The sequence below is a fragment of the Glutamicibacter sp. 0426 genome (assembly GCF_001906485.1).
GTDB lineage: Bacteria > Actinomycetota > Actinomycetes > Actinomycetales > Micrococcaceae > Glutamicibacter > Glutamicibacter nicotianae.
Map to the genome: position 1 here is coordinate 1 of NZ_MPBI01000012.1, position 15,000 is coordinate 15,000.

Sequence of the window (15,000 nt, forward strand, 5' to 3'; positions counted from 1 at the left end):
GATCCACCAATTGGCCGGCGCCAGCGACCTGGTTGGATGCCTCGAACTCGGTGTGGACCAGTTCGGTACGGCGGATCCTCAGAGCTTTGGCTTCGCTAAGGTCCTTTGGCGGGTTCACCCACCTAGTACGAGGCGCGGGAAACGCTGAGTTTCTGGCACATCCAGTTCACCGGGTACTGGTTGCTGTGTTATTTGATGAAGGTGAAGACTGCGCTTATTTCTTGCTGTTCGAGGCGAAATAGGCGCTGACATCTTTTAAAAATTCGTTCTCCCGTTTCACCTCCAGCAGTTCCTTTCTCAGCTTCTCGTATTGGGCCCATTCCACTGGTCCTCGTTCCTCTGTTTCAGCTTCAGGATGCTCGGCGCGGTAGGCACGGACCCAGTTGCCCAAGGTTCCTTCGTTGATGCCCAGGGATGCTGCAACTTCGATCAGGCTTTTCTGGGATGAGATCACCAGTTCAACTGCTTCGGCGCGGAATTCCGGGGTGAACTTCTGACGTTTGGACATGCACTCATTCTCCTACGAACGCGTGTCTCACAACATCATGACAGCTCAGTAGTCTCGGTGCTAGCCAGTGAGTTGGGTCGGCTCGTTGAGGGTCTATGCCTTCGTTGTCTTGTTCTCGAGTTGATGGAGGTTGGCTTGTTTCTCGGTAACTTACCACCTTGCAAAATACCTGAGGGACGCATACCATTGAAATATACAGGTACCCGGTAGGGGTACCTCCTACAGACAAGGAGGATGCCGAATGGCTTCGAATGATTACCAGGTGACAGGCATGACCTGCGGCCACTGTGAGATGTCAATCCGTGAGGAAGTTGGCGTGATCCCTGGTGTCCAAGAAATCCAAGTCAGCGCGCAGACCGGCAAGCTTAACGTCACAGCCGAGGGCGAGATTGACGACGCTAAGGTCCTCGCGGCGGTCGAGGAGGCCGGCTACTCGGCGGTGCGCGTCTAATGAAGGCCGGAGGACGGCTCGCACTATACGGCGCCGGTTTGATAGTGGCGTTCGGCGGGGCCTTCGGCCTCGCTGGCGCGGTTATTCCTGACAGCTTTGTAGCGGCATGGGCGGAAGGCAGTGACGTGAATGCGCACGGTGAAGGGCACGGCGGGGCTGAGCAGGAAACTGTGGAACCTGCTATGAATGGGGTCTCCGCCAGCGCGGGTGGCTTCGTACTTTCCCCTATCCAGGCTCCCACTACTGCAGACAAAAATGGAGTGCTAAGCTTCCAGATCCTGGATGAGTCGGGAGAGGCGGTGACCGAGTACACCACCGCGCACGAAAAGGATCTGCACTTGATTGCGGTACGCACCGATGGCACCGGATTCCAGCATGTGCACCCTGAGCTCAACGCAAGCACAGGCACTTGGTCCGTGCCGTGGATTTGGGGTGCGGCAGGAACTTACCGCGTGTACACCGATTTTACCCCCGCAGGTGAGGGGGCGGAAAGCATTACGCTGACCCGCGCGGTGGAAGTTGCCGGAGACTTTACCCCTGTCAAGACCGAGACGCAAACTACCGACGAGGTCGACGGGTATACCGTCTCCTTGGGCGGCGATCTTACCGCTGGGGCTTCGAGTGAGCTTACTATCTCAGTCGAGCGCGACGGTCAGCCAGTGACTGCACTGGAGCCCTATCTGGGTGCGTTCGGCCACCTGGTGGCATTGCGCGAAGGTGATCTCGCCTACCTGCACGTCCACGCCCAGGGCGAAGAGCCTCAAGCAGGAGACACGGCTGGACCTGATATCGGATTCTCAGCGGAGGCCCCCACCGCAGACCGTTACCTGCTATACCTGGACTTTCAAATCGATGGGCAGGTGCACACCGCCGAGTTCGTAATCGATGCAAAGCGCGGCGACAGCTCACAGACAGACAATTCGTACTCCGACGGCCGCTGAACCCACTGGGCCTGGCGTCGCACGAGAGCTTAAGAGAGAAGGAAAAGGATGAGCACATCAGCGCCCTCCACAGGAGGGGTGGATATCGAGTTGGAGATCGGCGGGATGACCTGTGCCTCCTGCGCGAACCGAATTGAAAAAAAGCTGAATAAGCTCGACGGTATCGCGGCCACGGTCAACTACGCTACAGAGAAAGCCAAGGTGAGTGCACCCGCCGGATACGATCCAGCCTTGCTGGTCGCCGAGGTCGAGAAGACCGGCTACACGGCTGCACTACCCAAACCCAAAGATACTAAGACGAACACAACGTCGGCTGAGGACGGCGAGACGGAGGACACTGAGCTAACCTCCTTGCGCCACCGTCTGATTGGCGCCATAGTGCTCACGGTTCCCGTGATCGCGATGGCGATGATCCCCGCTTTACAGTTCACTTATTGGCAGTGGGCCTCACTCGCCCTTGCTGCACCGGTGATCGTCTGGGCTGCCTGGCCGTTCCACAAGGCCGCGTGGACGAACCTCAAACACGGCACCGCGACGATGGACACACTCATCTCGATGGGCACCTCGGTCGCACTGTTATGGTCCGTCTACGCACTATTCCTGGGAACAGCCGGCACACCTGGGATGACACACCCCTTCGAGTTCACAATCGCTCCGTCAGATGGTGCGGCAAACATCTATCTTGAAGTCGGCGCGGGTGTGACGATGTTCATCCTCGCTGGTCGCTACTTCGAGAAGCGCTCCAAGCGACAGGCCGGGGCCGCGCTTCGAGCCCTCCTAGAGCTCGGCGCGAAGGAAGTCGCCGTCCTTCGTGATGGTGTTGAAGTGAAGATTCCCACCTCTGATCTTGCGGTCGGCGACGAGTTCATCGTTCGTCCGGGCGAGAAGATCGCCACTGATGGCGTTGTGACCTCCGGTACCTCCGCAGTGGACGCCTCCATGCTCACTGGCGAGTCCGTGCCGGTCGAGGTCCGCGAGGGTGACTCAGTTACTGGTGCCACTGTCAATGCCGGTGGACGTCTGGTCGTGCGAGCGACCCGTGTTGGCTCGGATACGCAGCTTGCCCAGATGGCGAAGCTCGTCGAGGACGCGCAGACTGGCAAGGCCGAAGTGCAGCGTCTAGCTGACAAGATTTCCGGTGTCTTCGTGCCGATCGTCATCGTCATCGCATTCATCACTCTCGGTGCCTGGCTGGGCGCCGGATTCCCCGTCGCCGCAGCGTTTACCGCAGCGGTTGCCGTGCTCGTCATCGCGTGCCCCTGCGCGCTTGGACTGGCCACACCGACCGCGTTACTGGTCGGCACTGGTCGAGGGGCTCAGATGGGCATTCTCATCAAGGGCCCCGAAGTGCTGGAGTCGACCCGCAAAGTCGACACCGTCGTGCTAGATAAGACCGGCACCGTCACCAGCGGCAAAATGACTCTGGTTGACGTGATCACCGAGCCCGGCGTGGACCGTGCTGAGCTGTTGCGCTTCGCCGGCGCACTGGAAGACTCCTCGGAGCACCCGATTGCGCAGGCGATCGCCAAAGGAGCAACCCAAGAAATCGGCCAGTTGCCCACGCCCGAGGACTTCGCCAATGTCGAGGGCAAGGGAGTGCAGGGCATTGTCGAGGGAACTGCGGTCATCGTCGGGCGCGAGTCACTGCTGGCCGACTGGTCTCAGAAGCTCTCTCTGGAGATCGCGCAGGCAAAAGCCACCGCAGAGAACGAGGGTAAAACCGTCGTAGCGATCGGCTGGGACGGCCAGGCGCGCGGAATCCTCATCGTCGCCGACACCGTCAAACCCACCAGCGCCGAAGCGATCCGTGGACTCAAGGAGATCGGGCTCACCCCAATTCTCCTGACTGGTGACAACAAGGCCGTAGCGCGGCAGATCGCGGCCGAAGTCGGCATTGACGAAGTCATTGCCGAGGTCCTACCCAAGGACAAGGTCGACGTCGTCACACGCCTGCAGTCCGAGGGCAAGATCGTCGCGATGGTCGGCGACGGAGTCAACGACGCTCCCGCGCTCGCGCAAGCCGACCTAGGATTGGCGATGGGCACCGGCACAGACGTCGCCATAGAAGCCTCTGACATCACGCTCGTGCGTGGAGACCTACGGGCCGCCGTCGATGCTATTCGCCTTTCAAGGAAAACCCTGTCGACGATCAAGACCAACCTGTTCTGGGCATTCGCCTACAACACCGCCGCGATCCCGGTCGCAGCGCTGGGCATGCTCAACCCCATGCTCGCAGGCGCGGCAATGGCGTTCTCCAGCGTCTTCGTCGTCGGCAACAGCCTCCGCCTGCGCGGGTTCAAGAGCGTCGCCACGAAATGACGCACAAGAACTCACACATCCATAAAAATCCAACAAAGAAAGAGCCTTAAAGAATGAGTAGCTGCTGCAGCACAAACGAAACTAACCCCGCCGCTGAGAACGGTGGACGCGAGAACCTCCTGGGTGGAGGCGGCGATGACATGACCACCTGCCCGGTCATGGTAGGAACCCCGGTCAGCAAGAAGACCGCCGAAGCCGCCGGCCTCTACCGTGACTTTGAGGGTGAACGCTACTACTTCTGTTGCGCCGGCTGCGGCCCCGCATTCGATTCAGACCCAGCCAAGTACGCCGCCAACATGGCGTAATCCACCAGCGTGCGGGGGGCCGCGGCACCGCTGCGGCCCCCGCCACCTGATCGGAGCGAACCGACATGACCACCCCGACCTCAACCACCGAACCTTACATCGACACTTGCCCCGCGGGAGGTGATGGCAACCCGTCCGTCCACGGGTACATCAGCGACAAGACGAACTACCAAAATCGACTGCGGCGTCTCGAAGGCCAGATCCGCGGCATTGACCGAATGGTCGACGAGGACCGTTACTGCATCGACATCCTCACCCAGATCTCCGCAGCTACGAGAGCACTTGAAAATGTCGCCCTTGGCCTGCTTGATGATCACCTCAAACATTGCGTGCTCGACGCCGCACTAGCCGGCGGACCAGTCAGCGAGCAGAGGCTCGGCGAAGCCTCCGAGGCGATTGCTCGCCTCGTGCGCTCCTGACGCTAGCTCACCAAATCAACCTCCTGACGCTAGCTCACCAAATCAACTATGACCAACTGCCCAGGAGTTCCCCTATGACCACACCGCACATCCTCATCCTTGGCTCTGGAGCAGCCGGGACAGCAGCCGCCCGCACTCTCGCTTCACGCGACGACGTCAGAGTGACCCTGGTGACCCGCACCGGGGAGACGCCCTATACGCGAATGCTCATCAAAGGAATCGCGTTCGGTCCGACCCCACCGGAAATGATCAAGATCCCGCTACCTCAGATCGAGGTCATCGCCGACACCGTGCTCGAAGTTGACACCTCGGCGAAGCAGGTCCAACTGACCTCCGGCGCACAGGTCTCCTACGACGCGCTCATCATCGCGACCGGGAGCATGCCCCGCTCCCTGCCCGCTGACGTGTTCGGCGGCGACGACGTCGGACAAGGGCGGGTCACCGCTCTTCACTCCGTGGAGGATGCCCTCGGCATCCGAAAGCTGCTTACCGGCCTGGGGCGGCCGGCGCGCGTGGCGATCTACGGCGGCGGAATCATCGCAGCTGAGACCGCCTCGTCGTTGCAAGCCGACGGGCACATGGTCACGCTGGTCTCTCGCAGTTCCGTTCCTGGCATCGGAGCGTTTGGGGCGCCCGTGGCTGAACGCCTCGCCGCTGACCATGCCGCCAAGGTGCAGACTCGGTTCGGACGCACTCTCCAGCATGTCGACGAAACAGAATCCGGTGTCGCCATCACCCTCGACGACGGCAATCCCATTGTGGCGGACTTCCTCCTCGTTGCGCTCGGCACGACGCCCGCTGCCCCGTCACCGTGGACGAACGGCATCGATGTTGACGATCGCCTCCGCACCGACGCAGACCGTGTATATGCCGCCGGAGGTGTGGCCTCGCATCACGACGAAGCACTGGGCGCCTGGCGCATCGATCATTGGGAAGACGCCGCCGCTCAGGGCGCGCACGCTACGAAGGCCGCACTGCACGACCTCGGTATCAGTGACGATCCGGGGACTTACCTGCCGCATAGCCCCTACATGGCAATGGTCTACGGTCAGATGATCTCCGGAGTCGGGTACACGGCAGGAACAAACACCTACCTGGAATCCGGTGAGGAGTTCGTCGTCCGGCACGAGACCAACGGCACCGTCACCGGCGTCACTGGCATCGACGCGGTCGGCACCGTCTACCAGTGGGGTCAACTGCTTCACGGTGCGCGAGCCTAAGCGATGGCGGAAGACTGCACCAGTCGGATCTCGCCGCGAGGCTTCGTGCTCGCGCTGGCTGCGACCATTCTCATGATGGCCGCCGCCAGCGCGCCATCGTTATTCTATCCACAGATCGCCGAGCGGCTCGGACTCATCCCCGTCGCCACCACACTCGTGTTCGCGGTCTATACGTTCACCCTCTTGGCAGCCCTGCTCTACCTTGGATCGCTCTCCGACCGCATCGGCCGACGTCCGGTTGTGACCGCCGGTTCCCTAATGCTCGCTCTGAGCCTAGTCATGTTCTGGTTCGCCGGCAGTCTCACGACGCTCCTAGTCGCTCGCGCCATGCAAGGATTCGCGGCGGGCATACTCATTCCAGCGCTGTCAGCGATGATGATCGACTTCGAACCTCTGTCGCGCCCGAACATTGCAGCCCTGTGGAATACCATCGGTCCGATGATCGGCCTCGGAACCGGTGCCCTCAGCGCTGCACTCCTTCTCGATCTCACCCCCGCACCGACAATTGCCGTCTTCGGCTCGCTGAACGTCGCTTTCCTCATTGTTTCAGTAACGGTGTGGAACACACCGGAACTGGTCCCCAAGACCCGGACGCAACGCGGCGATCTCCGTCCGCGGTTCATGGTGCCACCGCACTTGCGCCAAATGTTCCTCGCCGGCGTGCCCGCGATCATTGCCGGGTGGGCCACCAATGGACTCTTCCTTGCGCTCGGAGCCAATCTCGTCAGCAGTGAGCTCGGGGGCTCCACTCACACCCACGCGGGCATCGTCATCTTCGCACTAGCGATCTCCGGAGTCACCGCCTCATCCGTCCTGCGGAGGCGTTCCGCCCGCACCATCAGCCTGTATGCGACTAGCGCCCTGGCCTTCGGCACCGCAATGAGCATCGGAGCCCTCGCTTTCGGTTCCTACCCGGCCTACGTCGTGTCGGTCGCGATCGTCGGTTCCGGGTTCGGCACAGCGTTCCTCGGAGTGCTGCGCACACTCATGCCCCACACGGCATCGTCGGAGCGGGCTGCCGTAATGGCTGTGATCTACACGGTCGCCTACCTGGCATTCGGTGTGCCCACCATTATCGCCGGGTTGCTCGTGCCGGTGCTCACCCTGTCGGGAACGATGACAGTACTCGGTGCGATCATCATCGTTCTCAGCCTCGCAGCCACCATCCTACGCCTGCGCATCCCGCAGCCGGCCGCAGGCCTGGCAGAGACTGACAATATCCCCGGGCCTCTTACCGACTCTTACCGACGCTCCGAACCTGACCGAGAGGAACAGCCGTGACCTACGTGATCGCGCTTCCGTGTGTGGACGTCAAGGATCGTGCTTGCGTCGAAGAGTGTCCTGTCGACTGCATCTACGAGGGCGAACGTTCGCTCTACATTCATCCCGACGAATGTGTTGATTGTGGGGCCTGCGAACCGGTCTGCCCCGTCGAGGCCATCTACTATGAAGATGACCTGCCCGACGAATGGTCTGACTACTACAAGGCCAACGTCGAGTTCTTCGACGAATTGGGTTCTCCCGGTGGAGCCGCGAAGGTCGGATCAACGGGCTATGACCACCCCCTCATCTCCGCATTGCCCGCCCAGCACGAGTAGCCCCCGAGGACCCATTCGACCTACTTGCGTCGGCATGGCGCGCAAGTCTTGAATATTACCCCCCCGGGGTATATGATAAACACCCTGATAAAAGGAGATACTGTGCAGAGAAGACTTCGAACCGGGCTGGCAGCAGGAGCTCTTGGAGTGGCGCTCGTGCTCGCCGGTTGCGCCAACGGAACAGACAAAGACCAACAGACAGACCCTTCGACCACTCAGGCGCAGAACAATGTTGGCGACAACACGGAAAGTGGTAATAAGGAAATGGAACACTCAATGGAGCATCCGATGGACGGCGGGCCGGCACCCGAGGGCATCGCTGAGGCCAGCGAACCCACCTACCCGGTCGGCACCGAGGTGCAACTCACGGCTGACCACATGGAAGGCATGGACGGCGCGACCGCAACGATCACCGGCGCGTACAATACCTACACCTATGCAGTGAACTACACACCCGAGGGTGGCGACCCGGTCATAGATCACAAGTGGGTCGTGCAGGAAGAAATCGAAGATGCCGGCGACGAGCGACTGGCCGACGGAACCGAGGTGACCCTGCTCGCCGAGCACATGGAGGGCATGGAGGGCGTGACGGCTACTATTGCCTCCTCCACCGATGAGACGGTCTACATGGTCGACTACGAGACGGACGGCATGAAGATGACCAACCATAAGTGGGTCGTCGAGAGCGAGATTCAACCAGCGTCCTGAGCCGACGTTCGTTTGCTCGGCCACCGGGTGAGCGGCAATCGATACTACTCAACGACGGAGGAGAAGAAGAACGATGACGGACCCTAACGCACACCAGCACCACGGCCACGGAACCGATGCACCTGCTCACAGCGAACATCACCACGGCTCTGTCTCCGGGCATCCTTCGGGGGATGCGCACGGCATGCACGAGGGTCAGCACACCGGGCACCAGGAGCACGGCGACCACTCAGGTCACGACAGCCACGCCAGACACGACGACCATGGTGGTCATAGTGGGCACAGCGATCATGTCGGCCAGTTCCGCAGGCTGTTCTGGATCAATCTCCTCATTGCGATCCCGGTCGTCGCCTTCTCTCCGATGTTCGCCATGATCCTAGGCTACGCTGTGCCGGGCTGGGCATCTTGGATCGCTCCGGTGCTCGGCACTGTCATGTACGTCTGGGGCGGGCGCCCGTTCCTCACCGGTGCCTGGGATGAGCTGAGGGGTCGCAAGCCGGGGATGATGTTGCTCATCGCCTTGGCGATCACCGTGGCGTTCTTCGCATCCTGGGCCGCGACCCTCGGGCTCGTCCACCACGAGCTCGAGTTCTGGTGGGAGCTGGCCCTGCTGATAGTCATCATGCTGCTCGGCCACTGGATCGAGATGCGCTCTCTGGCACAGACGACCTCCGCGCTAGATTCCCTCGCTGCCCTCCTGCCCGATGAGGCTGAGCGGGTCGAGGGCGACGAGGTCGTGAAGGTCGACCCGGCCGAGCTCGCCGTCGGGGACGTCGTCATCGTCCGGCCCGGCGGCAGCGTTCCCGCCGACGGCACCATCGTCGATGGGCGAGCGGACATGGACGAATCCATGATCACCGGAGAGTCCCGCACGGTCTCCCGCGGCGAGGGCGAGACCGTCACCGCCGGAACCGTCGCCACGGACTCGGGCCTGCGAGTGGAGATTACCGCGACCGGTGACGACACGGCCCTGGCCGGCATCAACCGGCTCGTCGCCGAGGCGCAGAACTCCTCCTCGCGAGCACAGCGCATCGCTGACAAGGCCGCGGCCTTGCTGTTCTGGTTCGCGCTTGGCGCCGCCGTGATCACCGCGCTCGTGTGGACGCTGACCGGCGAACCGGATGCGGCCGTGGTGCGCAGCATCACCGTGCTCGTAATCGCCTGCCCCCACGCGCTGGGGCTCGCGATCCCGCTTGTGGTGTCCATCGCGACCGAGCGCGCCGCTCGCGGCGGGGTGCTCATCAAGGACCGTCTGGCGCTGGAGTCCATGCGGCAGGTTGAGGCCGTACTGTTCGACAAGACCGGCACGCTGACCAAGGGTGAGCCCACCGTCACCGGTGTCGCCCCGACCGGCGAACTCGACGCCGACCAGGTTCTCTCCCTCGCGGCCTCGGCCGAGGCCGACAGCGAGCACCCGCTCGCCAAGGCCATCGTCACCGCCGCCAAGAACAAGGGCCTCGCCCTTCAGCAGGCGAGCGGTTTCTCATCCTCGCCCGCCGTCGGCGTCACCGCGACCGTCGCAGGCCAGGAGGTCCGCGTCGGCGGGCCCCGGATGCTCGAAGAGACCGGTCAGCCCGAGGTCGGCACAGCGGATGCCTGGCGTAGCGAGGGTGCGATCATCCTCCACGTTTTGCGGGACGGTCAGATGATCGGCGGGCTCAGACTCGCCGACGAGGTTCGGCCCGAATCCCGCGACGCCGTCGATGCCCTCCACGCCCTCGGTGTCGAGGTCGTCATGATCACCGGCGATGCCGAGGCCGTGGCGAACGAGGTCGGCCGGGAGCTCGGCATCGACCGTGTCTTCGCCGGCGTGCGCCCCGAGGACAAGTCCGCCAAGGTCTCCCAGCTGCAGGCCGAGGGCAAGAAGGTTGCAATGGTCGGCGACGGCGTCAACGACGCTCCGGCTCTGGCACAGGCCGATGTTGGCATTGCGATCGGCGCCGGCACCGATGTCGCCATCGCCTCGGCTGGGGTCATCCTCGCGAGCTCCGACCCTCGCAGTGTACTCTCGGTCATCGAGCTCTCTCGACGCGCATACGGCAAGATGAAGCAGAACCTATGGTGGGCCGCCGGCTACAACCTCCTCTCGGTGCCGTTGGCCGCCGGTATCCTTGCCCCATGGGGATTCGTCCTACCGATGTCGGTCGGCGCAGTCCTCATGTCGCTCTCAACCGTGGTGGTCGCGCTCAACGCCCAGCTGCTGCGGCGTATCGACCTCACCCCCGAAGCCAGCACACGTTCCGTCCTGGAACGCCAGAAGTAAGGATATGCCCATGTCTGTCGACACTGATCCCCACCAGCACGGCTACATCAGCGACAAGGAGCGCTACCTCGGCCGTATGAAGCGCATCGAGGGGCAAGCCCGAGGGATTGCGAAGATGATCGATGAAGAGAAATACTGCATCGACATTCTCACCCAGGTTTCCGCCCTGACCCGCGCCCTCCAGGGGGTCGCGACTGGTCTACTCGACGATCACCTGAAGCACTGTGTGCTCGATGCAGCAAAACTCAGCGACGAGGCGGCTGTCGAGAAGATCCAGGAAGCCACGGACGCCATCAATCGTCTCGTGCGTTCCTGACCCCGAACCTGAACTCAGCGTTCCAAGACGTGCCCACTACAACCCCTCAATATGTCAGAGAGTCTGATCCTCGGAGACGCGCTATCCGCCCTCGGTGCACTGACTTTCGTTCAGCGGGCGGGCGCTGATACAACTCGCTTGCCATAACCCATGAAGTACACGACAGCACCTCTACGGTTTTCGTCTTTCGTATGCTCTCTTCTATCCCCCAGTTGTGATGTGGCGTCACCGGCGAATCCTGGCAGCGACGATGGTCTTCTGGTTCTCGAACCACCGGGAGCCTCACTGGCAGAACAACATCCTCCAACATGGGTGAGACAAAATGCAGATGTTCTCAGCCTGCTGCTGTGTAGCATCCGTGTCAGTATAGAGGACGCCACTAAAGTGCTTCCCGATAAGCCTGGCTAGGACTTCTACCTATTGAGCCTCGTGCATGCCGGAGTGCTGACGAGGCTCCGACCTGCCATACCGAATATCAATAACAGGAACGAATTTGTGCGGTTTCCCCGCACCGAACTCGCGACCAAACTAATGAAGGAGGCGTCATGCCCCGTTTTTCCCGATTGACCCCTGAGACCGCAACGGGGGCCTCACGAGACTTGCTCGGCGAACTCGTAGAGCGGCACGGCGAGGTAGGTGACATGGTCTCGACGATGGCGCACTCTCCGGCGGTACTCGGTGGCTACCTGCACCTGAGTAAAGCCATGCGTCGCGCCAAGCTCGACCGCAAGGTCAGCGAGCTCGTTTCGATCGCCGTACAGTCGCAGCAGGGATGTGGAATGTGCCTGGCCTCGCACATCAACACGGCACAATCGCTCGGGGTTAGCGATGCTGAGATCGCACTCGCACAGCAGGGCACCGCGATGACGGCCCCGGTCGCGGGGATGATTATGCTCGGCCTCCAGGTCTACCGTGAACCTACGTCGATCACCGACGAGCAGATCGACGAGCTCCGCGACTACGGGTACAGTGACCGTGAAATCGCTGATGTCGTCGGTGTCGTGTCGCTGAACATTCTCACCGGCGCTTTCAACCTAGTTGCTGGGCTCACTCCTGGCGACTGATTTCCCCCGCTAATTGATGTCTTGGCCAAGGGGTAGGCGTCATTTTGTAAAACAGCTGACACGTTAAATCACTGAGAAACCCCACGCTTCCCAATGAGTTCAATAGAAGGCGCATCGCAGAGCGCCAGCACATCTCCATCGGTGATTTCACACAAGCCACGTGGATTCTCGATAAGGCGAATGCCTCTTATGTCGTCCGTAAAACAAACGTCAACAAGAAAGAGCTGAGCGAGGGGGCACAACCTATCGGAAGAGAAACAGAGGTCATGCAAGCTGCACTAGAAGAATCGGAGCACATTTTTTGCCCAAAGATTCCAACTGTAGCTATGGTGTCCACCTAAAGTTCAGACGCTCCATGAGCTACTCACTTGAGCATCGGAAGAGTGAGAGTTTTGCCATCAGCTCACAATAGAGTCTAATTATTAGGCCTATGTGCCCATCAGTGCCGGATTTGGCCTCGCATATTTCTCCCGGAATGCCGTACAACGGCTTCACCATACGTATCTTACTGAATGAGGCCGCTGGGCATCGATCAACTCAGAATGAGATCTATTGCCAAGCTGGTCTATCCGTCACGAGAGAATTGCCAGCGATTGCACGGTGAAATCGAGATGCTCAGTCGATAGAAGTCTCCCCGTGCACGAAACGGTAAAAGCAGCGGCATCCCCGGCTTTAAACTCCGCGTGGGCGTTCTGGGCAATCGGGATTACGCGACGAGGCACAAAGGTAGCGGAGTGATGGACAGAAGATCCCACGTGCGCGATTTTGATCGACGCCATCCTTGACTAGGCGCGTGGTTCCCACGATGCGTATCTACAAGTCACAAAGTACCATCGGAGATTCCGAGGTTCGTGATCGGGTGACATTGGACCTTAGGGACTTTCGCAGAGTAGACGTTGGTTTCATAATAAGCAGGCAGCCGGTCCTGCTCTCCATGGGGATCAATGCTCGGGCGTGGCAAGCCACTGAACTTCGTACCACTTCGCAACAATGATCACATTCGACAATATCGGGATATATCGATATAATCGGTCTATGACGATGATTAAGCGTGAGAGAAAACCCCTCGATGAAATGGCGACGGCAGCGTACGCCCACCTATTTCAGGCGTTTGCGGAACCGACGAGGCTGGCGATCGTACAACACCTCGCGTCGGGCGAGCACCGGGTGCGTGACCTAGTCGAGCACATGGGCCTAGCCCAGTCGACAGTGAGTAAGCATGTCGGATTTCTAGTCGCGTGCGGTCTGGCAAGGATGCGCCCTGAAGGGCGCGCAACCTGGTACTCGTTGACTGAGCCCGCACTTCTACGCACCCTCATTGCTGCCGCCGAACAACTCCTCGAATCCACCGGAACGCAGGCTCAGCTATGCACACACCTGCGGCTTCCCCACACCCACCACACGACGGATAAGGATAAAAAGTAGACATGGGAGCAGGACACAATCACGGCCCGGCCGCAAACGAGACCGGACACCCCGGAGACTTCCGCAAGAAGCTCTGGATCGCATTTTCGATCACCGCGACGATTGTCGTCGCCCAGGCAGTCGGTTCGGTTATCACCGGTAGCCTCGCACTGCTGACCGACACCGTTCACGCAATCACCGACGCCTCTGGCTTATTGGTTGCGCTGATCGCGGCAACACTGATGCTCAAGCCGGCCAATTCCAAACGTACCTGGGGGTTTCGGCGCATCGAGGTAATCGCAGCTCTCGGACAGTCTGCACTGCTGCTGGTGGTGGGTACGTACGCCGCCATTGAAGGCATCCGGCGACTCTTCGAGCCTCCAGAAGTGCCGGCCAGTGAACTGCTCATCTTTGGCATCATCGGTTTGGTCGCGAACATTATTGCCATCACCATTCTCGCCTCAAGCCGCGGTTCGAACTTCAACATGCGCGCCGCATTCCTCGAAGTACTCAACGACGCCCTCGGGTCACTCGGAGTGATCATTGCAGCAATCGTCATCGCCACGACCGGGTTCATGCAGGCCGATGCTATCGCGGGGCTATTCATCGCCACCTTAATCGTTCCCCGTGCATTCAAGCTCATGAAAGAGACCACTAGTGTCCTCATGGAGTTCACCCCCAAGGGACTTGATCTCGACGAGGTACGCACGCACATCCTCGAACTTGACCATGTCAAGGATGTTCATGACTTGCACGCCTCAACTGTGGCAACCGGCCTACCGACATTAACTGCCCACGTCGTCGTTGATGACGAGTGTTTCACTGATGGTCATGCAGTTCAGATGTTGCACGAAATCAAAGACTGCGTTGCAGGGCATTTTGAGGTCTCCATCCACCACTCGACTTTCCAGGTCGAGACCGAGCACATCGCCGCGCATGAACCGGAAGTCAGCAAACATGATTAACCGAAGCAGTGCGGACTCGTGCAGGCAAGGCAACTCCTCGCTACTCTGGCAGATATTGTCCCTATAGGTATAGGGCACTTTGTTGAAAAGTCACCATGGGCAGGCACAGTAAGGAAACCAATGGAAATTTTCAGGTCATTCCCAAAGCGCAGTGGGAAGGTCACCACAGTAATCGCTGTCGTGGTCATCGCTTTCACGCTCAGCGGATGCACTGCGGCTGAAGATCCTCCCTCGGCCTCGGCCAACGAAAACAAAATCCCCGTTGAGCACGAACTCGATGGCCTTGGAGCCCGCGAGCTGATTGAAACGCTCGATTCGATGTCGTTGGCTGAACGCACTGAAGATTTGACGACCTCCATCTTCGCGGAGACTGTCACTCTCACTGACCAACACAATCACACGGCAGAAGTACCTCTTCCCAGTGAAGAGATCTACGTGAGCTGGTCAAGTTTCTGAGACACGATCTTTGATCATTTCCAATATCCTCAAGCCACTAGAGCTAGAGAATTCCTTTCCTGA

15 protein-coding genes and 1 pseudogene are annotated in these 15,000 nt (G+C 60.3%); 15 read left to right on the plus strand and 1 reads right to left on the minus strand.

What is annotated here, in order from left to right; translation table 11 throughout:
- A pseudogene (locus tag BKX98_RS16695) lies at positions 1-508 on the minus strand (transposase); the annotation flags it as partial.
- Positions 509-749: 241 nt separating this feature from the next.
- Between BKX98_RS16695 and BKX98_RS16430 the strand changes: the two are divergent.
- The 15 genes from BKX98_RS16430 (at position 750) to BKX98_RS16500 (ending at position 14,937) form a co-directional block, all read left to right on the plus strand.
- On the plus strand, positions 750-959 hold the full coding sequence (locus BKX98_RS16430; protein ID WP_047117876.1) for a heavy-metal-associated domain-containing protein: 210 nt from the start codon (positions 750-752) through the stop codon (positions 957-959).
- Positions 959-1,900 carry a hypothetical protein gene (locus BKX98_RS16435; protein WP_047117875.1) on the plus strand — a complete coding sequence of 314 codons (942 nt, stop codon included), beginning with the start codon at positions 959-961 and terminating at the stop codon, positions 1,898-1,900. Before BKX98_RS16430 ends, BKX98_RS16435 begins: the two co-directional genes overlap by 1 nt.
- A gap of 48 nt (positions 1,901-1,948) precedes the next feature.
- On the plus strand, positions 1,949-4,219 hold the full coding sequence (locus tag BKX98_RS16440; protein ID WP_047117874.1) for a cation-translocating P-type ATPase: 2,271 nt from the start codon (positions 1,949-1,951) through the stop codon (positions 4,217-4,219).
- A 53-nt stretch (positions 4,220-4,272) separates the two neighbouring features.
- Positions 4,273-4,524, plus strand: coding sequence for a YHS domain-containing protein (locus BKX98_RS16445; protein WP_047117873.1), 252 nt, complete (start codon positions 4,273-4,275; stop codon positions 4,522-4,524).
- Between the two features lie 65 nt (positions 4,525-4,589).
- Complete coding sequence (locus BKX98_RS16450) at positions 4,590-4,943, plus strand: metal-sensitive transcriptional regulator (RefSeq protein ID WP_047117872.1); 354 nt, start codon at positions 4,590-4,592, stop codon at positions 4,941-4,943.
- Positions 4,944-5,017: 74 nt separating this feature from the next.
- On the plus strand, positions 5,018-6,163 hold the full coding sequence (locus BKX98_RS16455) for an FAD-dependent oxidoreductase (protein ID WP_047117871.1): 1,146 nt from the start codon (positions 5,018-5,020) through the stop codon (positions 6,161-6,163).
- A 45-nt stretch (positions 6,164-6,208) separates the two neighbouring features.
- Positions 6,209-7,444 carry an MFS transporter gene (locus tag BKX98_RS16460; protein WP_052772185.1) on the plus strand — a complete coding sequence of 412 codons (1,236 nt, stop codon included), beginning with the start codon at positions 6,209-6,211 and terminating at the stop codon, positions 7,442-7,444.
- Positions 7,441-7,761: a ferredoxin gene (gene fdxA / locus BKX98_RS16465; protein WP_047117869.1), complete on the plus strand. Its 321-nt coding sequence runs from the start codon at positions 7,441-7,443 to the stop codon at positions 7,759-7,761. Before BKX98_RS16460 ends, fdxA begins: the two co-directional genes overlap by 4 nt.
- Before the next feature lie 102 nt (positions 7,762-7,863).
- Complete coding sequence (locus BKX98_RS16470; protein WP_047117905.1) at positions 7,864-8,469, plus strand: YdhK family protein; 606 nt, start codon at positions 7,864-7,866, stop codon at positions 8,467-8,469.
- A 73-nt stretch (positions 8,470-8,542) separates the two neighbouring features.
- On the plus strand, positions 8,543-10,732 hold the full coding sequence (locus BKX98_RS16475; RefSeq protein ID WP_198934392.1) for a heavy metal translocating P-type ATPase: 2,190 nt from the start codon (positions 8,543-8,545) through the stop codon (positions 10,730-10,732).
- Positions 10,733-10,742: 10 nt separating this feature from the next.
- Positions 10,743-11,048, plus strand: a complete 306-nt coding sequence (locus tag BKX98_RS16480) for a metal-sensitive transcriptional regulator (protein WP_047117867.1) — start codon at positions 10,743-10,745, stop codon at positions 11,046-11,048.
- A 545-nt stretch (positions 11,049-11,593) separates the two neighbouring features.
- Complete coding sequence (locus tag BKX98_RS16485) at positions 11,594-12,112, plus strand: carboxymuconolactone decarboxylase family protein (protein ID WP_047117866.1); 519 nt, start codon at positions 11,594-11,596, stop codon at positions 12,110-12,112.
- Between the two features lie 1,074 nt (positions 12,113-13,186).
- Positions 13,187-13,537, plus strand: coding sequence for a helix-turn-helix transcriptional regulator (locus tag BKX98_RS16490; protein ID WP_233125411.1), 351 nt, complete (start codon positions 13,187-13,189; stop codon positions 13,535-13,537).
- Between the two features lie 2 nt (positions 13,538-13,539).
- Complete coding sequence (locus BKX98_RS16495; protein WP_047117865.1) at positions 13,540-14,481, plus strand: cation diffusion facilitator family transporter; 942 nt, start codon at positions 13,540-13,542, stop codon at positions 14,479-14,481.
- Between the two features lie 120 nt (positions 14,482-14,601).
- On the plus strand, positions 14,602-14,937 hold the full coding sequence (locus BKX98_RS16500; RefSeq protein WP_052772183.1) for a hypothetical protein: 336 nt from the start codon (positions 14,602-14,604) through the stop codon (positions 14,935-14,937).
- Positions 14,938-15,000 lie beyond the last annotated feature (63 nt).

Bases quoted from the DNA above. Each gene is read 5' to 3' on its own strand.
- BKX98_RS16430 (WP_047117876.1), top strand. From the start codon at position 750: ATGGCTTCGAATGATTACCAGGTGACAGGCATGACCTGCGGCCACTGT.
- BKX98_RS16435 (WP_047117875.1), top strand. From the start codon at position 959: ATGAAGGCCGGAGGACGGCTCGCACTATACGGCGCCGGTTTGATAGTG.
- BKX98_RS16440 (WP_047117874.1), top strand. From the start codon at position 1,949: ATGAGCACATCAGCGCCCTCCACAGGAGGGGTGGATATCGAGTTGGAG.
- BKX98_RS16445 (WP_047117873.1), top strand. From the start codon at position 4,273: ATGAGTAGCTGCTGCAGCACAAACGAAACTAACCCCGCCGCTGAGAAC.
- BKX98_RS16450 (WP_047117872.1), top strand. From the start codon at position 4,590: ATGACCACCCCGACCTCAACCACCGAACCTTACATCGACACTTGCCCC.
- BKX98_RS16455 (WP_047117871.1), top strand. From the start codon at position 5,018: ATGACCACACCGCACATCCTCATCCTTGGCTCTGGAGCAGCCGGGACA.
- BKX98_RS16475 (WP_198934392.1), top strand. From the start codon at position 8,543: ATGACGGACCCTAACGCACACCAGCACCACGGCCACGGAACCGATGCA.
- BKX98_RS16480 (WP_047117867.1), top strand. From the start codon at position 10,743: ATGTCTGTCGACACTGATCCCCACCAGCACGGCTACATCAGCGACAAG.
- BKX98_RS16485 (WP_047117866.1), top strand. From the start codon at position 11,594: ATGCCCCGTTTTTCCCGATTGACCCCTGAGACCGCAACGGGGGCCTCA.
- BKX98_RS16490 (WP_233125411.1), top strand. From the start codon at position 13,187: ATGGCGACGGCAGCGTACGCCCACCTATTTCAGGCGTTTGCGGAACCG.
- BKX98_RS16495 (WP_047117865.1), top strand. From the start codon at position 13,540: ATGGGAGCAGGACACAATCACGGCCCGGCCGCAAACGAGACCGGACAC.
- BKX98_RS16500 (WP_052772183.1), top strand. From the start codon at position 14,602: ATGGAAATTTTCAGGTCATTCCCAAAGCGCAGTGGGAAGGTCACCACA.